Annotated in this window: 26 protein-coding genes and 2 tRNA genes; 27 read left to right on the top strand and 1 reads right to left on the bottom strand. The window is 41.7% G+C overall.

The window, feature by feature from the left end; genetic code table 11:
* The first annotated feature begins 1 nt into the window (after position 1).
* The 21 genes from rnr to G7Y42_RS02525 all read left to right on the top strand — a co-directional run bounded on the left by rnr (position 2) and on the right by G7Y42_RS02525 (position 15,529).
* Positions 2-2,353 (top strand): ribonuclease R, encoded by a 2,352-nt coding sequence (gene rnr, locus G7Y42_RS02425; RefSeq protein WP_165037808.1) that lies wholly within the window; start codon positions 2-4, stop codon positions 2,351-2,353.
* A 21-nt stretch (positions 2,354-2,374) separates the two neighbouring features.
* Positions 2,375-2,839 carry an SsrA-binding protein SmpB gene (gene smpB, locus G7Y42_RS02430; RefSeq protein WP_165037810.1) on the top strand — a complete coding sequence of 155 codons (465 nt, stop codon included), beginning with the start codon at positions 2,375-2,377 and terminating at the stop codon, positions 2,837-2,839.
* 302 nt (positions 2,840-3,141) lie between these two features.
* Positions 3,142-3,861: a F0F1 ATP synthase subunit A gene (gene atpB / locus G7Y42_RS02435; protein ID WP_165003653.1), complete on the top strand. Its 720-nt coding sequence runs from the start codon at positions 3,142-3,144 to the stop codon at positions 3,859-3,861.
* Between the two features lie 51 nt (positions 3,862-3,912).
* Positions 3,913-4,128, top strand: coding sequence for an ATP synthase F0 subunit C (atpE, locus tag G7Y42_RS02440; protein WP_010718599.1), 216 nt, complete (start codon positions 3,913-3,915; stop codon positions 4,126-4,128).
* A 90-nt stretch (positions 4,129-4,218) separates the two neighbouring features.
* Positions 4,219-4,743 carry a F0F1 ATP synthase subunit B gene (atpF, locus tag G7Y42_RS02445; RefSeq protein ID WP_165003651.1) on the top strand — a complete coding sequence of 175 codons (525 nt, stop codon included), beginning with the start codon at positions 4,219-4,221 and terminating at the stop codon, positions 4,741-4,743.
* The gene (gene atpH / locus G7Y42_RS02450) at positions 4,730-5,272 is read left to right on the top strand and encodes an ATP synthase F1 subunit delta (RefSeq protein ID WP_165003648.1); all 543 of its coding nucleotides are present in this window, start codon (positions 4,730-4,732) and stop codon (positions 5,270-5,272) included. Before atpF ends, atpH begins: the two co-directional genes overlap by 14 nt.
* A 22-nt stretch (positions 5,273-5,294) precedes the next feature.
* Complete coding sequence (gene atpA, locus G7Y42_RS02455) at positions 5,295-6,851, top strand: F0F1 ATP synthase subunit alpha (protein ID WP_165003647.1); 1,557 nt, start codon at positions 5,295-5,297, stop codon at positions 6,849-6,851.
* A 13-nt stretch (positions 6,852-6,864) separates the two neighbouring features.
* Positions 6,865-7,767 (top strand): F0F1 ATP synthase subunit gamma, encoded by a 903-nt coding sequence (locus G7Y42_RS02460; RefSeq protein ID WP_165003645.1) that lies wholly within the window; start codon positions 6,865-6,867, stop codon positions 7,765-7,767.
* A gap of 22 nt (positions 7,768-7,789) precedes the next feature.
* Positions 7,790-9,196, top strand: a complete 1,407-nt coding sequence (atpD, locus tag G7Y42_RS02465) for a F0F1 ATP synthase subunit beta (protein WP_165003643.1) — start codon at positions 7,790-7,792, stop codon at positions 9,194-9,196.
* Between the two features lie 13 nt (positions 9,197-9,209).
* Complete coding sequence (locus G7Y42_RS02470) at positions 9,210-9,632, top strand: F0F1 ATP synthase subunit epsilon (RefSeq protein ID WP_165003641.1); 423 nt, start codon at positions 9,210-9,212, stop codon at positions 9,630-9,632.
* A 283-nt stretch (positions 9,633-9,915) separates the two neighbouring features.
* Positions 9,916-10,146, top strand: a complete 231-nt coding sequence (locus G7Y42_RS02475; RefSeq protein WP_165003639.1) for a DUF1146 family protein — start codon at positions 9,916-9,918, stop codon at positions 10,144-10,146.
* Positions 10,147-10,241: 95 nt separating this feature from the next.
* A complete protein-coding gene (murA, locus tag G7Y42_RS02480) occupies positions 10,242-11,543 on the top strand; it encodes a UDP-N-acetylglucosamine 1-carboxyvinyltransferase (RefSeq protein ID WP_165003637.1) in 1,302 nt (433 codons plus the stop codon).
* Positions 11,544-11,555: 12 nt separating this feature from the next.
* Positions 11,556-11,732: a DNA-directed RNA polymerase subunit beta gene (locus G7Y42_RS02485; RefSeq protein WP_165003635.1), complete on the top strand. Its 177-nt coding sequence runs from the start codon at positions 11,556-11,558 to the stop codon at positions 11,730-11,732.
* Between the two features lie 141 nt (positions 11,733-11,873).
* On the top strand, positions 11,874-12,137 hold the full coding sequence (gene yidD / locus G7Y42_RS02490) for a membrane protein insertion efficiency factor YidD (RefSeq protein WP_165003634.1): 264 nt from the start codon (positions 11,874-11,876) through the stop codon (positions 12,135-12,137).
* Between the two features lie 93 nt (positions 12,138-12,230).
* A complete protein-coding gene (locus G7Y42_RS02495; RefSeq protein ID WP_165003632.1) occupies positions 12,231-12,686 on the top strand; it encodes an N-acetyltransferase in 456 nt (151 codons plus the stop codon).
* Between the two features lie 100 nt (positions 12,687-12,786).
* Positions 12,787-13,671, top strand: coding sequence for an ROK family protein (locus tag G7Y42_RS02500; protein ID WP_165003630.1), 885 nt, complete (start codon positions 12,787-12,789; stop codon positions 13,669-13,671).
* A 104-nt stretch (positions 13,672-13,775) separates the two neighbouring features.
* Positions 13,776-14,009, top strand: coding sequence for a DUF2969 domain-containing protein (locus G7Y42_RS02505; protein ID WP_165003628.1), 234 nt, complete (start codon positions 13,776-13,778; stop codon positions 14,007-14,009).
* Positions 14,010-14,096: 87 nt separating this feature from the next.
* Positions 14,097-14,177, top strand: a tRNA-Tyr gene (locus G7Y42_RS02510).
* Positions 14,178-14,184: 7 nt separating this feature from the next.
* A tRNA-Gln gene (locus G7Y42_RS02515) sits at positions 14,185-14,256 on the top strand.
* A gap of 132 nt (positions 14,257-14,388) precedes the next feature.
* A complete protein-coding gene (locus G7Y42_RS02520) occupies positions 14,389-14,559 on the top strand; it encodes a hypothetical protein (protein ID WP_165003627.1) in 171 nt (56 codons plus the stop codon).
* A gap of 262 nt (positions 14,560-14,821) precedes the next feature.
* Entirely contained in the window at positions 14,822-15,529 is a 708-nt protein-coding gene (locus tag G7Y42_RS02525) for a GntR family transcriptional regulator (RefSeq protein WP_165003625.1), read from the top strand.
* A gap of 186 nt (positions 15,530-15,715) precedes the next feature.
* Here the strand turns inward: G7Y42_RS02525 and G7Y42_RS02530 are convergent, their stop codons facing one another.
* Positions 15,716-16,360 (bottom strand): YigZ family protein, encoded by a 645-nt coding sequence (locus G7Y42_RS02530; RefSeq protein ID WP_165003623.1) that lies wholly within the window; start codon positions 16,358-16,360, stop codon positions 15,716-15,718.
* 127 nt (positions 16,361-16,487) lie between these two features.
* On the opposite strand from G7Y42_RS02530, the gene G7Y42_RS02535 reads away from it, so the two are divergent.
* The 6 genes from G7Y42_RS02535 (at position 16,488) to secA (ending at position 22,827) form a co-directional block, all read left to right on the top strand.
* Entirely contained in the window at positions 16,488-16,775 is a 288-nt protein-coding gene (locus tag G7Y42_RS02535) for a hypothetical protein (RefSeq protein WP_165003621.1), read from the top strand.
* A 168-nt stretch (positions 16,776-16,943) separates the two neighbouring features.
* Complete coding sequence (locus G7Y42_RS02540) at positions 16,944-17,264, top strand: PTS sugar transporter subunit IIB (protein ID WP_165003619.1); 321 nt, start codon at positions 16,944-16,946, stop codon at positions 17,262-17,264.
* 78 nt (positions 17,265-17,342) lie between these two features.
* Positions 17,343-18,653: a DEAD/DEAH box helicase gene (locus tag G7Y42_RS02545; protein WP_165003618.1), complete on the top strand. Its 1,311-nt coding sequence runs from the start codon at positions 17,343-17,345 to the stop codon at positions 18,651-18,653.
* Positions 18,650-19,387 carry a phosphoribosyltransferase family protein gene (locus G7Y42_RS02550; RefSeq protein ID WP_165003617.1) on the top strand — a complete coding sequence of 246 codons (738 nt, stop codon included), beginning with the start codon at positions 18,650-18,652 and terminating at the stop codon, positions 19,385-19,387. Before G7Y42_RS02545 ends, G7Y42_RS02550 begins: the two co-directional genes overlap by 4 nt.
* Positions 19,388-19,520: 133 nt before the next feature.
* The gene (gene raiA, locus G7Y42_RS02555) at positions 19,521-20,069 is read left to right on the top strand and encodes a ribosome-associated translation inhibitor RaiA (protein ID WP_165003615.1); all 549 of its coding nucleotides are present in this window, start codon (positions 19,521-19,523) and stop codon (positions 20,067-20,069) included.
* A gap of 223 nt (positions 20,070-20,292) precedes the next feature.
* A complete protein-coding gene (secA, locus tag G7Y42_RS02560) occupies positions 20,293-22,827 on the top strand; it encodes a preprotein translocase subunit SecA (RefSeq protein WP_165003613.1) in 2,535 nt (844 codons plus the stop codon).
* Positions 22,828-22,869 lie beyond the last annotated feature (42 nt).

Consider the following 22,869-nt stretch of genomic DNA (forward strand, 5'->3'; position numbering starts at 1 on the left):
TATGACAAAAGAAACGATCAAGGAAAAGATCCTCTTTTTTATGGAAAGCAGTCGTAAAAGAAGTTTTTCAATGGAAGAAATAGCTGAAGGGCTTGGCTTTCAAAAAAGTGAGGATTTCAAATTACTCGTGCAGACGATCGCACAAATGGAAAGAGAAGAAAGCATCGTATTCAACAAGAAAGGAAAAGTCAAATTACCACTGAAGCCTGTGCTGGTGGAAGGGACTTTCCGAGCAAACGAACGCGGTTTCGGGTTCGTGACGATCGATCCGGAAGAAGATGATATCTATATCCCAAAAGAATCTACCGGTTACGCAATGGATGGAGATACTGTCGCGATCGACATTTTCAAAACAGCCAATGCAGCGATGGATCGCGGAGCAGAAGGGAAAGTCGTGGAAATCCGTCAGCGAGCAGTCACACAGCTAGCTGGGGAATTCGTGGCTTATTCAGAAGAAGAAATCGAAGAAACGGATCTTTACGGGGTAGTGATACCGAAAGATAAAAAAATGAATCATTTCAAAGTCTATGCTGCAGCAGAAGGCGTACGCCCAGTTGACGGCAGCATCGTGCTGATCGAGATCACACATTATCCGGAAAAAAGCTATGCGACAAGTCTAGAAGGCATCATCAAACAAGTCATCGGGCATAAAAACGATCCTGGGATGGATATTCTGTCCATCGTGGTAGCAAACGGCATCCCGACGAAATTCCCAGACGATGTCTTGACAGAAGCAGATCAAGTGCCAGATACGATCGCCGAAGAAGACCTAGTCGGCCGTAGAGATCTGAGAGATCAGCTGATCGTCACGATCGATGGTGAAGATGCCAAGGATCTGGATGACGCTGTGACTGTCCGAAAATTAGACAACGGGAATTATTTCTTAGGTGTCCATATCGCCGACGTCTCTTATTATGTGACACAAGGAAGCCAACTGGATCGTGAAGCATATGAACGAGGAACCAGTGTGTACTTGACTGACCGAGTGATCCCGATGATCCCGCAGCGTCTGTCAAATGGTATCTGTTCATTGAATCCGCATGTTCCGCGTTTGACGATGAGTTGCGAAATGGAGATCGATCCAACTGGTCAAGTCATCGCCCATGAGATCTTCCCAAGTGTGATCCAGACGACCGAGCGAATGACCTATACAGCGGTGAACCAGATCTTAGAAGAACAAGATGAGGAAGCAATGGAGCGCTATGAACAGCTTGTGCCGATGTTCCAAGCAATGAAAGAGCTACATGAGATCCTTGAGACGATGCGTATCAGACGCGGAGCGATTTCATTTGAGGACAGAGAAGCAAAGATCCTTGTCGACCCAAATGGGCATCCAGTCGATATCGAGCTTAGAAGTCGAGGAGTCGGTGAGCGTTTGATCGAATCCTTCATGCTAGCTGCAAACGAAACAGTAGCCGAACATTATCATAAATTGAATTTTCCATTCATTTATCGGATTCACGAGCAGCCAAAGGAAGAAAAGATGCAGCGCTTCTTTGACTTTGCATCTGCACTAGGCATTTTGGTTCGAGGAACAAAAGGAACGATCACACCGAAGGATCTACAAAAGGTCATTGAAGATGTGGAAGAAAAACCAGAAGCCGCAGTGATCAATACGATGCTGTTGCGAAGTATGCAGCAAGCGCGCTACTCTGAAGATAACTTTGGACATTATGGACTAGCTGCCAATTACTATACGCATTTCACTTCGCCAATCCGTCGTTATCCTGATCTGATCGTCCATCGTCTGATCCGTTCTTACGGGCAAGATAAAAGCGAGAAAAACCAGGCGTTATGGTCTGCTGAATTGCCGGAGATCGCCGATCACAGTTCAAAAATGGAGCGGCGAGCAGTAGAAACAGAACGGGAAGTCGATTCCATGAAAAAAGCGGAATTCATGCAAGATAAAGTCGGGGAAGAGTTTGACGGGATCATCAGCTCCGTTGTCAAATTCGGCTTATTCATCGAGCTGCCGAATACTGTGGAAGGGCTCATCCATATCAATGAGCTGAAGCAAGATTATTTCCACTTTATCGAGAACCATTTAGCGTTAGTCGGAGAACGAACAGGTCTGACATTCAAAATCGGTCAAAAAGTTCGGGTGAAAGTCGTCAAAGCCGACCCAGATGAACGGGCAGTGGATTTCGAACTCATTTCTGCAGAAGAAGTCACTTCACTTGAACGTCCGAAAGCACGGCAAAAAGGGAAAACTGCCAATCGTCAGGCAAAAAGGAATACCGACCGGGAAAAACAAGGCAAAAATAAAAAACGAACGAATGACAAGAAAACCACTTATTCAAAGAAAAAAGGGAAAAAACCTTTTTATAAAGGAATCAAAAAGAAGAAAAAATAAGACAGCTTGGAGGAACTAACTATGCCAAAAGGCGAGGGAAAATTAATCGCACAAAACAAGAAAGCTCGCCATGACTATTCGATCATTGACACAATGGAAGCCGGGATGGTCCTGCAGGGAACTGAGATCAAATCGATCCGCAACAGTCGGATCAATTTGAAAGACGGTTTCGTACGTGTCCGAAACGGAGAAGCTTTCTTGCACAATGTTCATATCAGCCCTTATGAACAGGGGAATATCTTCAATCATGACCCATTGCGCACCAGAAAACTGCTCTTGCACAAAAAGCAGATCGCACGTCTTGAAAATGAGACGAAAAATACCGGAATCACGATCGTCCCGCTGAAAGTCTATTTGCGTAATGGGTACGCAAAAGTACTGATCGGTTTAGCAAAAGGGAAAAAATCCTACGATAAACGTGAAGATCTGAAACGAAAAGATGTCGATCGTCAAATTGATCGTACATTAAAAAATTTCTCTAGATAATTTCAATATCCTTTTTCGCATATTCGGTGCTTTTACTTTTACTTAATGATAAAATTTGTTAGCATTTAATCTGATAAAGCATGATTATCACAGGTTTTTTCTAAAGAAAATACCACTATGAGAACAGAGATTTTCACCAAATTTAGACTGAAACAAAAAAGTGTCTAATTTTCATGAAAATGTTTTGAATTTTCTGTTTCATGGTGGTATGATACCGTTTGGTTAGAAACCGATTTAGAAAAAACCGAATACACGCAGGAAGCTGATTTTATGTGAGATTCGGGGAAAAGAGGTGAAATGAATTGGATGAACGCTCGCTAACGTTCCACATTGGGCCTATCTGGTTTGATGGTACAGTTTGTATGATGGTGTTATTAACCTGCCTGATCGTCTTCTTTTTGGTTTACTTTTTTACAAGAAATCTGAAAATGAAACCAACTGGAAAACAAAATGCGATAGAATGGGTGATTGATTTTTGCCGGGGAATCGTAACGGACAATCTGCCTAGAAAAGAATTGAACAATTTCCATTTGTTGTCATTTACTTTGTTTTTATTTGTTTTTGTTGCGAACAACATAGGTTTAGTAACAAAAATCGTCTTACCTAGCGAAACAACACTTTGGAAGAGTCCGACAGCAGACCCGTTTGTTACTTTGACTCTGGCATTTATAATGATCACTCTTACTCACTTATTCGGTGTGAAGCAGCTCGGATTCAAAGGTTATTTTGTAAATGCATTCTTGAAACCATATAGTTTCATGTTTCCGATGAAGGTCATCGAAGAATTTACAAACTTATTAACACTTGCTTTACGTCTTTATGGGAATATTTACGCGGGGGAAGTTTTGCTAACCTTGATTGCAAAAATGATGACAAGCTTAGGCTGGTTCTCATTGCCATTAGCAATTCCACTAGAGATGGTCTGGATTGCCTTCTCGTTGTTTATCGGAAGCATCCAAGCATTTGTCTTTGTCACTTTATCAATGGTTTATATGAGCCATAAGATTGAAGTAGAAGAATAAAATTCGTTATCAACACAAACTATTACTTATCTATTTAGGAGGAAAAAAATTATGAATTATATCGCAGCAGCAATCGCAATCATGGGGGCAGCAATCGGAGCTGGTTATGGTAATGGACAAGTAATCTCTAAAACGATCGAATCTATGGCACGCCAACCAGAAATGTCAGGTCAATTGCGTACAACAATGTTCATCGGGGTAGCCTTGGTCGAAGCCGTTCCTATTCTAGGTGTGGTTATTGCCTTGATTCTAGTTTTTGCCGTTTAATTGAATCAGTAATCAGGCAGAAACAACACGGTTTGTTACTGCTTTTTTACGCAGAAACTGGAAATACTCCAAAGAAAGGAAGGCTAGCCTATGCTGAATCAATTGGCTATTGCAGAAGTTGGCAATCCGATGTTAGGTAATATCATCGTTGTCAGCGGCTCATTTTTGATACTACTGGTTCTACTAAAGCATTTTGCTTGGGGACCAATCAGCGATATTTTGAAAAAACGTGAAGACAAGATCGCCAATGATTTAGATTCTGCAGAACAATCTCGCATCAACTCAGCAAAAATGGAACAAGAACGCGAACAACAATTGTTAGCTTCTCGTTCAGATGCAGCTGATATCATCAAGAATGCGAAAGAAAGCGGAGAATTAAGCCGTCAAAATATTTTGAAGGATACACAAGAAGAAGTGGCTCGTCTGAAAAGCAAAGCGCAAGCGGACATCATGATGGAACGTGATTCTGCTTTGAACTCTGTGAAAGACGATGTAGCGGATCTTTCCCTTCAAATTGCGGAAAAAATCTTGAATAAAGAGCTGTCTCCGGAAATGCATGAATCATTAATCAATCAATATATTGAAGGTCTGGGTTCATCAAATGAAACTAGATAAATATACAGTAGGCAGACGATACGGCAAAGCTTTGTTCGAACTGGCGATCGATTCGAACCAAGCAGAAAAAGTCTATCAAGAACTATTGAGCCTGCGTCAAATCTACACAGAAGTTCCTGGATTAGGGAGCATGCTTAGCGATGTTCGCTTGGAACCGCATGAAAAACGTCTGATCATGGACAAACTAGTCAGCGGATACGAAGGAGTAGTCAGAAACTTTTTAGAAGTCGTCTACAACTATAATCGTATGGATGACCTGCTTTTCATGATCGATGAATATGAACATCGTTATAATGAACACAAAGGACTGCTGCTAGGAAGCGTTAGAACAGCAGTGCCGCTTTCTGAAGAACAATTACAAAAGCTTGAAAAGAATGTCGCAAAGACAATGGACTATCAAACAGTAGAATTAGATCAAATCGTTGATTCTTCTATTATTGGTGGCGCAATTGTTGAAGCCGACCATCGAGTAATCGACGGAAGCATTCGCACGCAGCTAGAAAATATGCGTAATCAATTAAACAGATAGTACAAAGAGGTAGGTGAATCGAATGGCTATCAAAGCAGAAGAAATTAGTGCCTTGATTAAAGAACAAATTGAAAATTATCAAAACGTGCTTTCAGTCGAAGAAATCGGTACCGTGACGTATGTTGGTGACGGGATCGCTCGTGCACATGGTTTAGAAAACGCGATGAGTGGTGAGTTGCTTGAATTTTCAAACGGCTCATACGGAATGGCGCAAAACTTAGAATCAAATGATGTCGGTATCATCATCCTTGGTGATTTCGAATCCATTCGTGAAGGGGACAAAGTAAAACGAACAGGTAAGATCATGGAAGTTCCAGTTGGAGAATCTCTGATCGGACGTGTCGTGAACCCTCTTGGACAGCCAATCGACGGATTAGGTGAAATCGTAACAGATAAAGCTCGCCCAGTCGAAGCAATGGCACCCGGCGTTATGCAACGTAAATCAGTAAGTGAACCAATGCAAACTGGTTTGAAGGCAATCGATGCGTTAGTACCAATCGGACGCGGACAACGTGAATTAGTTATCGGTGACCGTAAAACAGGGAAAACATCCATTGCGATCGATACGATCATCAACCAAAAAGGGCAAAATATGATCTGTATCTATGTGGCAATCGGACAAAAAGATTCCACAGTACGTACACAAGTAGAAACATTGAAAAAATACGGCGCGATGGACTACACGATCGTCGTCAATGCGGGTGCTTCCCAACCAGCACCATTGCTTTACATCGCACCATATGCTGGTACTGCGATGGGTGAAGAATTCATGTATAACGGCAAACATGTACTGATCATTTTTGATGATTTGTCTAAACAAGCTGTGGCTTATCGTGAACTTTCCTTGCTACTTCGTCGTCCACCAGGTCGTGAAGCTTACCCAGGGGACGTCTTCTACTTGCATTCACGTTTACTAGAACGTGCGGCGAAGTTGAGTGATGATCTAGGCGGCGGTTCGATGACTGCTCTGCCATTTGTTGAAACACAAGCCGGAGATATCTCCGCTTATATCCCAACAAACGTTATTTCTATCACAGACGGACAAATCTTCTTGGAAAGCGACTTGTTCTACGCAGGAACTCGTCCAGCCGTCGATGCCGGATTATCGGTTTCTCGTGTTGGTGGGTCTGCACAAATCAAAGCAATGAAAAAAGTTGCCGGTACCTTGCGTCTGGATTTAGCCAGCTACCGTGAACTAGAAGCATTTACCCAATTCGGTTCAGATCTGGATGCTGCGACACAAGCAAAACTGAATCGTGGACGTCGGACTGTTGAAATCTTGAAACAAAAACTGCATGCACCACTTGCTGTTGAAAAACAAGTAGTTATTTTATATGCTTTGACCCATGGATTTTTAGACAGTATTCCTGTTGACAGTATCTTGGATTTCGAACATGAATTATTCGAATACTTAGATACGAACCATTCAGATATTTTTGAAACGATCCGCACGACCAAAGATCTTCCAGAAGAAGAAAAATTGAACAGTGCTATCCAAGAATACAAAGACATGTTCTTAGCAACAAAAGGAAACACATCGTCTACAGAAGACAAATTGAAATCCATTCAAAATGCATAGTGAGGTGAGATGAATGGGTGCATCATTAAATGAAATCAAGACACGTATCGCTTCAACGAAAAAAACGAGTCAGATCACACGTGCGATGCAAATGGTGTCCGCCTCTAAACTGACAAAATCTGAAGCTTCTTCCCAGAAGTTTCAGATCTATGCAACAAAAGTCAGAGAGATCGTGACTCATTTGACCGCTACACAATTAAACGATATTGCATCGGATAATCCTAGAGGCGACATCAATTACAACAGTATGCTGATAAGCCGACCAGTGAAGAAAACCGGCTATATCGTGATCACCGCTGATGGTGGTCTGGTTGGCGGATACAATAGTTCGATTTTGAAACAAACGATGTCGATTTTGGAAGAAGATCACCAGTCACCCGATGATTACGTAATGATCGCAATTGGCGGAACCGGTGCTGATTTCTTCAAAGCCCGCGGAATCAACTTAGCTTATGAACTTCGTAATCTATCGGATCAGCCAAGCTTTGAAGAAGTTCGTAAAATCGTAAACATGGCAACAACGATGTATCAAAATGAAGTATTCGATGAATTATATGTATGTTATAACCATCATATCAATTCGCTGACTAGTCAATTTCGTGTAGAAAAAATGCTGCCAATCTCAGATTTAGATCCAGAAGAAGCAACAAGCTTTGAGCAAGAATATATTTTTGAACCTTCAAAAGAAGAAATCTTGTCTCAATTATTGCCTCAATATGCTGAAAGTTTGATTTATGGTGCAATCGTTGATGCAAAAACAGCCGAACATGCAGCTGGCATGACAGCGATGAAGACAGCAACGGATAATGCTGCCAACATCATTGATGATTTGACGGTTTCTTATAACCGTGCAAGACAAGGGGCAATTACCCAAGAAATTACCGAAATTGTTGCCGGAGCTTCGGCACTAGAATAGTATTGAGATTGGAGGAAAAAAGATGAGTTCAGGCAAGATTGTTCAAGTAATCGGTCCCGTTGTCGACGTGGAATTTTCTTTAGACCAATCCTTACCAGATATCAACAATGCGTTAGTTGTTTATAAAAATGATGAGAATAAATCAAAAGTTGTTCTTGAAGCAGCGCTTGAATTAGGGGACGGAGTGATCCGTACCATTGCGATGGAATCAACAGATGGTTTGCAAAGAGGAATGGAAGTTATCGATACAGGTAAAGCAATCTCTGTTCCGGTAGGTAAAGAAACATTAGGACGCGTATTCAATGTATTAGGGGATACGATCGATTTGGAAGAACCTTTCCCAGAAAACGCTGAAAGAAGCGAGATCCACAAAAAAGCACCTAATTTTGACGAATTAAGTACAAGTACAGAGATCCTTGAAACAGGGATCAAAGTCATCGACTTATTAGCGCCATATCTAAAAGGTGGTAAAGTTGGTCTGTTCGGTGGTGCCGGAGTTGGTAAAACCGTACTGATCCAAGAACTGATCCATAATATCGCACAAGAACACGGTGGTATTTCTGTATTTACCGGTGTTGGTGAACGTACTCGTGAAGGGAATGACCTTTACTATGAAATGAAAGATTCAGGCGTTATCGAAAAAACAGCTATGGTGTTCGGTCAAATGAACGAACCACCTGGTGCACGTATGCGTGTGGCTTTGACTGGTTTGACGATCGCTGAATATTTCCGTGATGTAGAAGGACAAGACGTGCTATTGTTCATTGATAATATTTTCCGTTTCACACAAGCTGGTTCTGAAGTTTCAGCTTTGTTGGGACGTATGCCTTCTGCCGTTGGTTACCAACCAACCTTAGCAACAGAAATGGGTCAATTGCAAGAACGTATCACATCAACGAAAAAAGGTTCGATCACATCGATCCAAGCGATCTACGTGCCAGCGGATGACTATACTGACCCTGCGCCAGCTACGACATTCGCCCATTTGGATGCAACAACCAACTTGGAACGTAAACTGACAGAACAAGGGATCTATCCTGCGGTGGACCCTCTAGCTTCTTCATCAAGTGCTCTTGCACCTGAAATCGTCGGAGAAGAACATTATAAAGTCGCTACAGAAGTCCAACATGTATTGCAAAGATATCGTGAACTACAAGATATCATCGCAATCTTGGGGATGGATGAATTGTCGGATCAAGAAAAAGTACTTGTTTCTCGTGCCCGCAGAATCCAATTCTTCTTGTCACAAAACTTTAACGTAGCGGAACAATTTACTGGTCTTCCTGGTTCTTATGTACCAGTTGAAGAAACAGTTAAAGGCTTCCGTGAAATTTTAGAAGGTAAGTATGATGATCTTCCAGAAGAAGCTTTCCGAAGTGTCGGCAGAATCGAAGACGTCGTAGAAAAAGCGAAAAAACTAGGCTACTAGAAAGGGGTGCCCCATGGATCAATATTTAACAGTTAACGTGGTAACTCCTGACGGTTTGGTCTATGATCACCATGCAGCGATCGTTGTCGCACGTACGACAGCTGGTGAGCTTGGGATTTTACCTAAGCACGCACCGATCATCGTACCTTTGACGATCGATGAAGTCCGTGTAAAACGGACGGACTCTGATACGCACGTAGACTGGATCGCAGTCAATGGCGGAATCATGGAAGTACGCGATAATGTCGTTTCTATCGTAGCCGATAGTGCAGAACGTGAGCGCGATATCGATGTATCACGGGCTGAACGTGCAAAACAGCGTGCAGAACGCCAAATCGAAGAAGCAAAAGCAAAAGAAGATACGAACGAGTTGAAGCGTGCAACGGTTGCTTTGCACCGCGCGATCAATCGTATCAAGGTATCGAAACACTCTTGATCTTTCGAAGTCGTTTCAATCTTTTCAACAAAACGAGGATGTGCCAGATCGATTTGGCGCATCCTTGTTTTTTTCGTACAATAATTATTATATATGATTCGTTATTGTTATTTTTCTGGAAATGAGTATCGTACCTTTATTCATCAGACCATTTGCAGGCTTTTTTGCAAAAACACAACGCTTCCAAGCGAAAATAGCCTTTTTAATTTCTCCTTTTATGCAATTTATGGTATTATCATTTTATTAGTTATTATAAAAAACAGCTGTTAGAAAGGACGCAATTATGCAAGTATACGGGATTGATGCGATCATTCGACTCGTCAGTCATCTGGCTTTTATTTACTTGGCTTTTTGGTCTTTACGCTCTTTACGTATTGAAATGTTTTTTAAGGCAATGCATGAGACGCAGATACGAATGGCTATTGTACTTTTCTCGATTTTTCTAGGGTACACTGCCAGCAATTTTTTCTTAGAAGTCATTGCACTATGCCGAAATCTTTTCGTTAGTCTATAATTTTAAAAAAAGGTACTATTTTAAAAGAAGAAATGATATAATAGAAAAGATTTTGAGTAAGTGTATACTCATTGGAATTTTTTGGAGGGAACAACATGGAAGAGATCATCGTAAGAGGTGGCAATCAATTAAATGGAACAGTAAGAATTGAAGGAGCTAAAAATGCAGTTTTGCCTATTCTAGCTGCTAGTTTGTTAGCAGAAGAGGGGATCACCACATTAGATAACGTCCCAATTCTATCTGATGTCTTCACCATGAATCAAGTGATCCGTCATTTGAACGTGGATGTAGACTTCGACGAACAAAAGAATCAAGTGACTATCGACGCATCAAGACAATTAGAGATCGAAGCACCTTACGAATACGTAAGCCAAATGCGTGCATCAATCGTTGTCATGGGCCCGTTGCTTGCTAGAAATGGTCATGCAAAAGTAGCGATGCCTGGCGGATGTGCTATTGGCAAACGCCCAATCGATTTGCATTTGAAAGGATTCCAAGCTTTAGGAGCAAAGATCATCCAAAAGAATGGATACATCGAAGCAATCGCTGACGAATTGAAAGGAAATACGATCTATTTGGATTTCCCTAGCGTCGGTGCCACTCAAAATATCATGATGGCTGCTGTAAAAGCAAAAGGGACAACGATCATCGAAAACGTGGCTCGTGAACCAGAAATCGTCGATCTTGCGAACATCTTGAATAAGATGGGTGCGAATGTCTATGGTGCAGGTACTGAAACGATGCGTATCGAAGGTGTGGATCATCTTCATGCAGTGACTCATTCAATCGTTCAAGACCGTATCGAAGCTGGAACATTTATGGTTGCTGCTGCTATGACACAAGGAAACGTTCTGATCGCTGATGCAATCTCAGAACACAATCGTCCTTTGATCTCTAAACTGATCGAAATGGGCGCAACGATCCGTGAAGAAGAAGGCGGAATCCGTGTGATCGGACCAGAACATATCTTGCCTACCGATGTCAAAACGATGCCTCATCCAGGTTTCCCGACAGATATGCAAGCACAAATGACTGCGATCCAATTAGTAGCAGAAGGTACAAGTGTCGTTACTGAAACAGTCTTTGAAAATCGATTCCAACATTTGGAAGAAATGCGCCGTATGAATGCCCATGTCAAAATTGACGGCAATGTGGCGATCATGGAAGGAAACCATGAATTGCAAGGTGCCGAAGTATATGCAACTGATTTACGTGCCGCTGCTGCTTTGGTGTTAGCTGGTTTGAAAGCCAATGGGATCACTCGTGTCCGTAACTTGAAATATCTGGACCGTGGCTATTATAATTTCCATGTCAAACTGCAACAACTTGGTGCAGATGTAGAACGTGTAGAAACAGATCAGACACCTGCTGAAAAAACAGCACAAACGATTGCTTAAGGAAGTGGCAAAATGAGTAACCAACGGTATATCCTAATAAGCCTCATCAAGATTTTAATAGTGATCTTATTACTTGTACTTCTTTTTATTGCCGGTACAATGATTGGTTACGGCGTGATCGGAGGCGGAAATCCGTTCAAGGTTTTCCAGCCTAGTTTATGGCTTCACGTTCGGGATTTTTTCCGTTAAGTGAGAATGCTGTCTCTGTCTCGCTTTTGCTGTAACAGGTTTTTAAGCAAATCGTATGTATATGTTGTCCAAAAAAAGTATGAGGGAGCGTTGACCTTGGTCGCGGCTCCTTTTTTGATTACAAAACAAAGAGGAGAAAGTATGAAAAAACTGTTGATTCATCTAGTTCGAGGTTACCAACGTTTTATTTCGCCAGCATTCCCCCCTAGCTGCCGTTATTACCCGACCTGCTCTAATTATATGATCCGAGCTATACAAACACATGGTGCGCTGAAAGGGACGTTGATGGGAACGGCTCGTATTTTACGCTGCCACCCATTTGTCAAAGGCGGGATCGACTATGTTCCGCTGACCTTTCAATTGACTAGGAACAAAAAAGATAAGCAAATGCCTGATTATAAATAAGAAGTGGAAAAAACTAGCACGAAGCAATACGTAAAAAGCCGGAAAATTATTTTGAAAAACTGGCTCGACGTGCTGGCCTTCTGGAGGTAAAAGATGATTGAAGAACTGGATAAAAAGAACGTACCATGGACACTGCTGCTAGAAGCTGATCCAGATGAAGAGAAAGTAGCTGCTTATATAGAAACAGGCGAAGGATTCATATGGAAAGAAAAAAATGAAATAGCCGGAGTATTGGTTTATACAACTCGTCAGACAGAATTTGAAATCATGAATCTTTCTGTAGCAGAAAAAGAACAAGGAAAAGGGATCGGAGGACAATTGCTAGATGCTGCTTTTGCCCTTTTATCTGCGCGTGCAGAAACGCAAAAGCGGATCCTTGTCAGAACAGGAAGTACAAGTAATGCAGCATTGCATTTATACCGTAAAAAAGGTTATCAGGAGATTTCAAGAGAAAAAGATTATTTCATAAAAAATTATCCGCAACCGATTTTTGAAAATGGCGAACGCTTGAGAGACCAGATTACTTTAGCGAACGAATGGAAGAAGTAAGCGAAAGACGAAAGATTTTTCCAGTATTTTTAGAAAACGATTCCAATCGCTAGCTGATTGTTTTACAATAGTTTCAGGAAGTGAAAAGGAGTGGAGAGTCATGGGGATCATGGTCTTTGATTTTGGCGGTTCGGCAGTTAAATATGGTTATTGGGACGGTCATTCTTTAGCAGACACAGCTCAATTTGCAACACCAGCAACATGGGAAGAAATGAAAGGATCTTTGGCTGAGACTTGTCAAGAATTTACTGAGAAATATTCGGTCGAAGGAATAGGGATCAGTTCACCGGGCGTGGTAAATAGTGAGAAGCAGGTAATCGAAGGGATCAGTGCGATTCCTTATATCCATGGATTCAATATCTTCAAAGAGCTAGAAAATCTGTTTGGATTACCTGTAACGATCGAAAATGATGCGAATTGCGCAGGAATGGCTGAATTCTATGAAGGTGCAGCCAAAGATCATCGAGATGTGGCATTTGTTGTCATAGGAACTGGAGTTGGAGGCGCGCTATTCACTGATGGTCAACTGAACAAAGGCGCACATCTTTATGGTGGAGAATTCGGCTTGATGTTTCTTGAAGGAGACCAGACATTCAGCAAACTGGGGACTGCAGTACAAATGGCCTGGCGCTATTGTGAACGAAAAGGGATAGACAAAACTACTTATACCGGTAAAGATGTATTTGATCTTGCAGAAAAAGGAGATGAGCTAGCGGCAGAAGAAGTCGAAAGATTTTATGAGTATCTGACAAAGGGACTGTTCAGTATACAATTTGCATTTGATCCTGAAATCATCGTCTTAGGCGGGGGCATATCGGCCAAAGAGGGCTTGATTGATCAAATCAATCAGAGAATGAAAAAACTGATGGACCAGTTCGACCTGCACGACTTCATCCCTCAAATAGTCTTGTGCGATTATCGTAATGACGCCAATCTTATCGGAGCAGCTGCAAATTATCTGGCAAAAAGCCAGGGAGAAGTATGAGAAAAATAGAAGAAACAGCGATATCGCTAGAAAAAGACAGTCTTTCAGCATTTTTGTATATTTTACTGCCTAGAATGTGATAAAATAGCGAAGAGGTGAAAACTATGTCAAAAAAGAACAAAGATATCGAAGTAAGAGTCGAAGAAGTCAAAAAGGACGTCAATGGAAAGAGCTATGAGGTCACTCAGTTATTTATTGGTAAAAAAATGATCGGGGAGATTTTGGCTTATGGACCGAAAGAATACGAAATTTTCTTTGGTGAAGAAGATTTTGGCCGTGAAAAAAGCCTTGAAAACGCGATAGAAACAGTCATTCGCCATTGGAATCTGCATGACTAAAAAAAAATCAAAAAAATTTTCAATAAAGGGTTGCAAAAATCTGCAAAATTAGGTATTATAACTAAGTCAGGTTGATACAGACCTTTCGGAGGAGTAGCGAAGTGGCTAAACGCGACGGACTGTAAATCCGTTCCTTAGGGTTCAGTGGTTCGAATCCACTCTCCTCCATTTTTATTGGGGTATAGCCAAGCGGTAAGGCAAGGGACTTTGACTCCCTCATGCGTTGGTTCGAATCCAGCTACCCCAGTTGACTTATACATGAAAGACATCGTTCATCGATGTCTTTTTTTGTTTATAGGCCTTCGCACACCTTGTCTCTTGAAGATTTCAGCAAATTAGGATAGAGTGGATATAAGAAAAGAAACGGAGGATGAGAAAAATGAAATGGAAAGAAAAAGTGGATGAAACAGCAGAAAAACTCTATGATCTGATCAAATCAGACAAATATGACGTAGAAGTTCATTTTCCAAAAAAATCTGGCAAAACCGTTCAAGTAAAAGCAAAACGTCCGACCAGTCATACGAAAAAATGGTTGTCAAAAAACCGCTAATAATAACAAAAAAGACGTGGATTCGATAAAATGCGAATAAATGTCTTTTTTGTTATTTTCTAGAGAAATCTGTCAGATGCTGGTAGTGGTTTCTATCTAAGATTCTCTTTTTTGGATGGACACTTTCTCCATTTTGCTGAGGATATGCAGACGGCGTTTTATTCAATTATTCGTCAATACGATAGCGCAAGACGTATTTTTTCAGTTGTGAACTAGGTATATACCAGTTATAATGGAGAAAACGAAAGGACGGATATACGTTATGTCGAATCAATTACCTGTATATATACAGATTCATGATCAAATAAAAAGCGAGATCGAACAAGGTGTATGGAAAATCGGTGACCGTCTACCCTCCGAAAGAGAATTGGCTGTGAAATTCAACGTCAGTCGCATGACGCTGAGACAAGCAATCCAGAATTTGGCAGATGAAGGGATCTTAGAAAGAAAAATCGGCTCAGGTACATATGTAGCACGTAAGAAAGTCCAGGAAAAAATGTCAGGTGCGACAAGTTTCACTGAAATCATGGAGTCGCAAAATCGGGTGCCTTCAAGCCGGACCGTCTCTTATTTTTTGACCTCACCAAGTTCGAGTGAAATGGAAAAATTGCATCTAGAGTCAGAAGATACGATCCTTCGTATGGAACGAATCCGTTTTGCAGATGATGTGCCTATCTGCTTTGAAGTGGCAAGCGTTCCTCAAAAATTGATCGAAGGATACAGCAAGGCTGAAATCACCGAATCGCTTTACCGCACACTGGAAGAAAAAGGGAAAAAGAAAATCGGTCCTGCCAATCAGACGATCACCGCTGTCTTAGCTTCAGAAAAGATCGCTGAGTACTTAGAAGTCAAACGAGGCGATGCGGTGCTAAGGTTAAGTCAGATTTCTTACTTTGAAGACGGGACACCTTTTGAATATGTCCGTACGCAATATGTTGGGAATCGTTTCGAGTTTTACTTGGAAAGATAAAAATAGAGGTTGTGAGCTTTCCGTTTAACTTTGAGGCACAAGGAACAATTTCAAAAACAGCTTCTCATGTTCGATGAATATTGTGGCTTATGCCCGAGGAGTTGGTAGGAGAACACCGTTTATTCGGAAAATAAGGAGCTGTGACAAGACTTTTGCCACGGCTCCTTTCGTTTTGGTTCATTGTGCTCATTGATCAGAGGGAATCAGCTGTTCATGATAAGAGACTGGACCTTCCGTAAATTGGACTTGCCCATTGAGCAATTCGATCAAGCTAGATGTGAACGAAGGAACTTCTGTTTCCTTCACGAAACAAATCACCCTCACTTGGTCGGTGTATAGCGTGTCTTTGACGGGATAGCCTTGGTGTTCAAGGAAGTTCTCTAGCTTTCCCAACTGAGGGTAGGTGATGTGCACAGAAATCTCTTGTTGCAAGGTCCCTTCAACGATGCCGATCTCATTCAATGCATGGGAGACGGAATGGGTATATGCACGGATCAGACCACCTGTTCCTAGCTTGGTTCCACCAAAATAGCGCGTTACGACAGCGGCAACGTTGATCAACTGGTTTTTCTTGAGGACTTCCAGCATAGGGACACCTGCAGTTCCGCTGGGTTCACCGTCATCACTGCTTCGCTGGATCTCGTTTTTTTCGCCGATAACGAATGCACTGCAGTTATGGTTGGCTTTCCAATGTTCTTTTTTTATTTTCTGGACGAATTCTTTTGCTTCTTCTTCCGTTTCCACACGTTTAAGGGAGCAAATGAAGCGCGATTTTTTGATTTCTATCTCACTGCGGCCATTTTCTCTCACTGTACGATAACTATTCAGCATAGCACGCACCTCTCTTTACTCTTTTTCACTCCAGTATATAGAAAATTCCCTGCTCTTTCAATCCGTCTAATGGTTGCGCAATCGGCATAGTGTGGGATAATAAGAGAAAAGGCAGGTGGAGTCCAGGATGAAGGAACGAAAGAAAAAATATGATTCAATAACGCATTATCTGAAAAACAATGGAGGGTCTCAAGTCACATTGACCTTTACACAATTCGATGAATTGCTATTTCCCAGCAGCGGGCTTCCTAAATCTGCGAGGGAGACGACGGATTGGTGGGCGAATGACTACAAGCATCCGGAAAAAGGAGCGTACGGATGGTTGAACGCAGGCTATGAAGTCGTAGTGATCAACCTAGAGAAAGAATATGCGGTATTCAACAAACTTGTGAAATCAAGCTGGTTATTCGATTGAATAAAACGCATACAGAAAACGTTGACAAAAGTTATGCTTGTTATATAATTAAGAAGAAGCTGCTTTACTATTTTATTTTTGTAGTAGCTTTCATCCATATACTTAGTCAGAATGCTCGAACAGCACATCTAATAAGACAGTCGCTGTTTGAAAAAGGGGAGAAGACTCATGGCAAAGAAAACAATCATGCTTGTATGTTCAGCAGGAATGAGCACAAGTCTGCTAGTAACTAAAATGCAAAAAGCTGCAGAAGAAAAAGGGATCGATTCAGATATATTTGCGGTATCCGCTTCAGATGCAGACAATCAGTTAGCTTCTAAAGACGTAGATGTCTTATTGTTAGGGCCCCAAGTACGTTTCATGAAAGCAGATTTCGAGGAGCGTTTAGAACCGAAAGGAATTCCGCTAGAAGTGATCAACATGGCAGACTACGGAATGATGAACGGAGAAAAAGTATTGCAGCAGGCAATCACATTGATCGGTGAATAAAACCAGAGATGATAGAAAAAAGCGGTGCATTTGAAAAAATGTGCCGTTTTTTTCGTATATTTATATAGGGAAGCTAAAATGGAAAATCTATGGGGTAGAAGACTTTTGACAAAAGAATTGGAACAAGTACCAAAAGAAGTCATCAAGAATGTAGAAAGTAAGTCTGTACCCGCTGTCATCAAAAAAGGAAGATCGATCCAGTGCAATCGCTGCAGCAAGCGAACCCGGATAAGAGAATGCAGGCTCAGTGAATCTAGTTTTTATTGCCCTCATTGTCTTTTTCTCGGACGATGTGATACCAGCCAAAAAATCTACTTATTCGGACAACCAGAAGGAAGCCCTAGAGAAGTCATTTTTTCTTGGGAAGGAAAGCTGACAGCACGACAAAGGAAAATAGCTGTAAAATTGGCAGCCCCAGATAAAAGAAGGCATTTGGTGTGGGCAGTCACAGGGTCAGGAAAGACCGAGATGCTCTATGAAAGCTTGCTGACAGCATTGCGGGCAGGAGGACGTGTAGCAGTTGTCTCACCTAGAATCGATGTATGCAATGAGCTGTTTCTGCGATTTACGGCGGTCTTTCCAGAAGAACAGATCACTTTGCTTCACGGAAAAGCAGATGAACCTTACCGCTATAGTACATTTGTCATCTGTACGACGCACCAGTTATATCGATTCTATCGAGCATTTGATCTGTTAGTGATCGATGAAGTAGATGCTTTTCCCTATGTGGGTGATCCAGGATTGTCATACGCTTCTGATACAGCGGTCAAACTTCAAGGAAAATTGATCTATTTGAGTGCTACACCGGATGATCAGACATTGAAAAAAATCAAACCTTCTTTTGAGATCCACCGTTTAGCATTACGATTCCATCAGCGGCTGCTGCCTGAGCCTCAGCTTGTTTTTTGGAACAATTGGCGGAAAAACTGTCTGAAACCGAAAAAAATCCGGCCGCTCCTAAAAGTGATCGAACGTCTTCTTGAAGAAAACCATGTCCTGCTTTTTTGTCCAAGTATCGCTTTGATGACTTCATTGAAGGAAATATTGAAAGTATGCCTGCCACACTACAGAATCACTGATGTATCTTCTAGAGATGAGAAGCGGACAAGAAAAGTACAGAAAATGCGTACAGAGTCATATGATGTACTATTGTCAACGATGATTCTTGAACGAGGAGTGACATTTGAGCGGGTTTCAGTCATCGTGCTAGGTGCAGACCATCCTTCATTCACAAAATCTTCTTTGGTGCAGATTGCCGGAAGAGCGGATCGTAAAGGGGCGTTCACGAATAGCCAAGTCTATTTTTATTATGAAGAAAAGACTAGAGCGATCCAGAAAGCATGCCGAGAGATCAAAGACATGAACCGAGAAGGAGAGAAGCTGCGATGAGATGCAATTACTGCAAAAACCAACTGGTACGTCAGTTGAATATTCTTGAAATCATAGGACCTTCTGTTCATAAAAATCCGGTGACTTGTCAAGAGTGTCGCCAATTATTTCAAGAACTACCAGAAAAAAGCGGTTGTCAGGGCTGTCAAAAAACATGGGCCGAGAAAAAGCCTCATGAAAGTAAGCGTGGCAAGCTGGAAATAGAAAGTATGATCTCCTCATATTGTACAGATTGTCAGGAATGGCAGAAACGCTATCCGACTTACGATTTTTGCCATCGTGCGTTTTTTTCATATGATCTGGCGATGCAGGAGTGGCTGAATCGCTATAAATTCATGGGGGACATACGATTGGCCGGAACTTTCTCTTTTAAATGGAAACAGTTAAAAAAAGAATTTCCGAGATTCATTATCTGTCCGATCCCGATTTCGACCAGACGAATGGCAGAACGCGGATTCAATCAAGTCAGTGAGATGCTGAGGTGTTCGGATGTCTCCTATCAAGAATTATTGGTCAGACAAAAACATTTTGATGCCCAAGCAAAAAACACACGAAAAGAGCGATTAGCCATGCCTCAGCCATTCGTCTTGTCAGTAGATAAAGAAAAATTAAAGAATCGGAAAATTTTGATCGTCGATGATGTCTACACTACAGGGCAAACACTGTTCCATGCGGCTGATTGTCTCAGGAGCTGCGAGCCGGCGAAAATCTGTACCTTTTCGCTTGCACGCTGAAAAATAAAGAAACAGACAGAATTGATAGCGATTTAGTTTGCAAATGAATTAGAGTTAGATATAATGGAAGTAAGAAGAGGGAAAGAGTGGTCCTTCTCCTTCTTGATTGTGGTAGACGAAAGGGGTAATTTTTATGTTTAGATATAATGTACGCGGCGAAAATATCGAAGTAACTGAAGCGATTCGTGACTACGTTGAGAAGAAAGTAGGCAAACTTGAACGCTACTTCAGCGATGCTCCCGATGCTACGGCGCATGTGAACCTAAAAGTTTATACTGAAAAAACAGCAAAAGTGGAAGTAACCATCCCATTACCTTATCTTGTGTTACGTGCCGAAGAAACTTCACCAGATCTATATGCAAGTATTGATTTGGTCGTTGATAAACTGGAACGACAAATCCGCAAATTCAAAACAAAAATCAATCGCAAGTCTCGTGAGACTGGATTGAATACAGCGGATGCGGCATCTTTATTTAATGAAGAAGATAACGACAACGATTCGGAACTAGATATCGTTCGTACAAAACGTCTATCATTGAAACCAATGGATAGTGAAGAAGCAGTCCTGCAAATGAATATGCTTGGACACAATTTCTTTATTTTCGAAGATGCAGAAACCAACGGCACAAGCATCGTTTACCGTCGTAAAGATGGAAAATACGGGTTGATCGAAACAGATTGACAAATAACAAAAAAATAACACATTAGGAACTTACAGCGGGCGTGATCGCCTGCTGCAAGTTCCTTTTTGAATAGGACAAATTTGTCTAAAATGTGAATAAATTATGAAGTTCACACTTTAATCCAATTAAAATATTTCATTTATCTATAACTAATGATAAAATAGAAAATAGAGTCTACATAGTCTGGATAATATACAGAAGAAAAAGGAGATTACACAACGCATGGCCAATTTGATTCGTTCGCTTATCGAGAATGATAAGAAAGAACTAAAACGTTTAGATAGCATTGCAAAAAAAGTAGAATCTTACGCTGACCAGATGGCAGCATTAACAGATGAACAATTACAAGCAAAAACCCCAGAATTCAAGGCAAGATACCAGAAAGGAGAAACACTGGATCAGTTATTGCCGGAAGCATTCGCAGTCGTACGTGAAGCAGCCAAACGTGTATTGGGGCTATACCCATATCACGTGCAGTTGATGGGGGGGATCGTCCTTCATGACGGCAACATTCCTGAAATGCGTACAGGTGAAGGGAAAACACTGACAGCAACGATGCCTGTTTATCTAAATGCTTTGACAGGCGAAGGCGTCCATGTCGTGACAGTCAACGAGTATCTAGCAACACGTGACTCGTCAGAAATGGGTGAACTGTATAATTTCCTAGGTTTGACAGTCGGGTTGAATATCAACTCCAAATCATCAGATGAAAAACGTGAAGCTTATAATTGTGACATCACCTATAGTACGAATAACGAGTTAGGGTTTGACTACTTGAGAGACAATATGGTTGTTTACCGTCATCAGATGGTACAACGTCCGTTGAATTATGCGATTGTCGATGAAGTAGACTCGATCCTGATCGATGAAGCAAGAACGCCGCTGATTATCTCAGGACAAGCGGAAAAATCCACTGCATTGTATACCAGAGCAGATAATTTCGTGAAACGCCTGAAAGAAGAAGAAGACTATAAAATCGATGTCCAGTCCAAAACGATCAGCCTGACAGAATCAGGGATCGAAAAAGCAGAAGAAACATTTGGATTGGAAAATCTTTATGACATCGAAAACACGGCGCTGACACACCATTTGGATCAAGCGCTTCGTGCCAATTATATTATGCTGCTTGATATCGACTATGTCGTACAAGACGGTAAAGTCCTGATCGTAGACCAGTTCACCGGGCGGATCATGGATGGACGTCGTTATTCAGATGGACTGCATCAGGCGATCGAAGCAAAAGAAGGCGTAGAGATTGAAGATGAAACAAAAACGATGGCTACGATCACCTTCCAGAACTATTTCCGGATGTATAAAAAACTTTCCGGGATGACAGGTACAGCAAAAACAGAAGAAGAAGAATTCAGAGAAATCTATAATATCCAAGTTTTCCAAATCCCAACCAATCGTCCCGTCATTCGTGACGACCGTCCTGATTTGCTTTATCCGACACTGAAAAGCAAGTTCCATGCGGTTGTACAGGATATCAAAGACCGCTACCGCAAAGGACAGCCTGTGCTAGTCGGTACAGTTGCCGTCGAAACTTCTGAACTGCTTTCAGATATGCTGAATCAAGAGCGTATCCCGCATGAAGTCTTGAATGCGAAGAATCACTTTAAAGAAGCTGAGATTATCATGAATGCCGGCCAAAAAGGCGCAGTGACCATCGCGACCAACATGGCTGGTCGTGGGACAGATATCAAGCTTGGACTTGGTGTCAGAGAGTTAGGCGGGTTAGCAGTCATCGGTACCGAACGTCATGAATCACGACGGATCGATAACCAGTTGCGTGGACGCGCAGGGCGTCAAGGAGATCCAGGAATGTCTCAGTTCTACCTTTCTCTGGAAGATGACTTGATGAAACGATTCGGTTCAGAACGAATCAAAGCATTCTTAGACCGCATGAAGATCGGCGAAGAAGACGCAGTGATCCAAAGCAAGATGCTTTCCAAACAAGTGGAATCTGCACAAAAACGCGTAGAAGGAAACAACTACGATACACGTAAGAACGTCTTGCAATACGATGATGTGATGCGCGAACAGCGTGAAGTCATCTATAAACAGCGTCAAGAAGTGATCATGGAAGAAAAAAGTCTGTCGCAGCCATTGATGAACATGGTGAAACGGACGATCAGCCGAGTGGTCGATGCACATACTCAGCTGGAAAAAGAGAACTGGAATCTTGAAGGGATCGTTGATTTTACTGGTAGCACCTTCGTTCACGAAGACAGTATCTCGATTGCAGATATCGAAGGGAAAAAACCAGAAGAAATCAAAGAATATCTGAATGAGCTGGCTCAAGAAGTCTTTAATACGAAAGCTGCTCAGCTGAATGGTCCTGAACAATTGCTTGAATTTGAAAAAGTCGTGATTTTACGTGTAGTCGATTCGAAATGGACCGACCATATCGATGCGATGGACCAATTGCGTCAATCGATCGGCTTGCGTGCTTATGGACAGAACAATCCATTAGTCGAATATCAAACAGAAGGCTATAAAATGTTTGAAGACATGGTTGGGGCGATCGAATATGAAGTGACTAGAATCTTCATGAAAGCAGAAATCCGCCAAAATGTGCAGCGTGAGCAAGTCTCTCAAGGTACTGCTGTACATCCAACTGAAGGAGACGCCAAAGAAAACAGTAACACAAGTGCGAAAAAACAGCCAATCCATGTGAACAAAGTAGGTCGGAACGATCCTTGTCCTTGTGGAAGCGGGAAAAAATATAAGAACTGTCATGGAAAAGAAGCAAACTGATTTTTGACAGCAGGATTGGTGAGATAGATTCTTTTTGATCAA

The organism is Enterococcus sp. ZJ1622 (assembly GCF_011038845.1).
In the GTDB taxonomy this organism is placed as follows: domain Bacteria; phylum Bacillota; class Bacilli; order Lactobacillales; family Enterococcaceae; genus Enterococcus_B.

Coding starts and splice junctions, on each gene's coding strand:
- rnr (WP_165037808.1), top strand. CDS start 2: ATGACAAAAGAAACGATCAAGGAAAAGATCCTCTTTTTTATGGAAAGC.
- smpB (WP_165037810.1), top strand. CDS start 2,375: ATGCCAAAAGGCGAGGGAAAATTAATCGCACAAAACAAGAAAGCTCGC.
- atpE (WP_010718599.1), top strand. CDS start 3,913: ATGAATTATATCGCAGCAGCAATCGCAATCATGGGGGCAGCAATCGGA.
- atpF (WP_165003651.1), top strand. CDS start 4,219: ATGCTGAATCAATTGGCTATTGCAGAAGTTGGCAATCCGATGTTAGGT.
- atpH (WP_165003648.1), top strand. CDS start 4,730: ATGAAACTAGATAAATATACAGTAGGCAGACGATACGGCAAAGCTTTG.
- atpA (WP_165003647.1), top strand. CDS start 5,295: ATGGCTATCAAAGCAGAAGAAATTAGTGCCTTGATTAAAGAACAAATT.
- G7Y42_RS02460 (WP_165003645.1), top strand. CDS start 6,865: ATGGGTGCATCATTAAATGAAATCAAGACACGTATCGCTTCAACGAAA.
- atpD (WP_165003643.1), top strand. CDS start 7,790: ATGAGTTCAGGCAAGATTGTTCAAGTAATCGGTCCCGTTGTCGACGTG.
- G7Y42_RS02470 (WP_165003641.1), top strand. CDS start 9,210: ATGGATCAATATTTAACAGTTAACGTGGTAACTCCTGACGGTTTGGTC.
- G7Y42_RS02475 (WP_165003639.1), top strand. CDS start 9,916: ATGCAAGTATACGGGATTGATGCGATCATTCGACTCGTCAGTCATCTG.
- murA (WP_165003637.1), top strand. CDS start 10,242: ATGGAAGAGATCATCGTAAGAGGTGGCAATCAATTAAATGGAACAGTA.
- G7Y42_RS02485 (WP_165003635.1), top strand. CDS start 11,556: ATGAGTAACCAACGGTATATCCTAATAAGCCTCATCAAGATTTTAATA.
- yidD (WP_165003634.1), top strand. CDS start 11,874: ATGAAAAAACTGTTGATTCATCTAGTTCGAGGTTACCAACGTTTTATT.
- G7Y42_RS02495 (WP_165003632.1), top strand. CDS start 12,231: ATGATTGAAGAACTGGATAAAAAGAACGTACCATGGACACTGCTGCTA.
- G7Y42_RS02500 (WP_165003630.1), top strand. CDS start 12,787: ATGGGGATCATGGTCTTTGATTTTGGCGGTTCGGCAGTTAAATATGGT.
- G7Y42_RS02505 (WP_165003628.1), top strand. CDS start 13,776: ATGTCAAAAAAGAACAAAGATATCGAAGTAAGAGTCGAAGAAGTCAAA.
- G7Y42_RS02520 (WP_165003627.1), top strand. CDS start 14,389: ATGAAATGGAAAGAAAAAGTGGATGAAACAGCAGAAAAACTCTATGAT.
- G7Y42_RS02525 (WP_165003625.1), top strand. CDS start 14,822: ATGTCGAATCAATTACCTGTATATATACAGATTCATGATCAAATAAAA.
- G7Y42_RS02530 (WP_165003623.1), bottom strand. CDS start 16,360: ATGCTGAATAGTTATCGTACAGTGAGAGAAAATGGCCGCAGTGAGATA.
- G7Y42_RS02535 (WP_165003621.1), top strand. CDS start 16,488: ATGAAGGAACGAAAGAAAAAATATGATTCAATAACGCATTATCTGAAA.
- G7Y42_RS02540 (WP_165003619.1), top strand. CDS start 16,944: ATGGCAAAGAAAACAATCATGCTTGTATGTTCAGCAGGAATGAGCACA.
- G7Y42_RS02545 (WP_165003618.1), top strand. CDS start 17,343: ATGGAAAATCTATGGGGTAGAAGACTTTTGACAAAAGAATTGGAACAA.
- G7Y42_RS02550 (WP_165003617.1), top strand. CDS start 18,650: ATGAGATGCAATTACTGCAAAAACCAACTGGTACGTCAGTTGAATATT.
- raiA (WP_165003615.1), top strand. CDS start 19,521: ATGTTTAGATATAATGTACGCGGCGAAAATATCGAAGTAACTGAAGCG.
- secA (WP_165003613.1), top strand. CDS start 20,293: ATGGCCAATTTGATTCGTTCGCTTATCGAGAATGATAAGAAAGAACTA.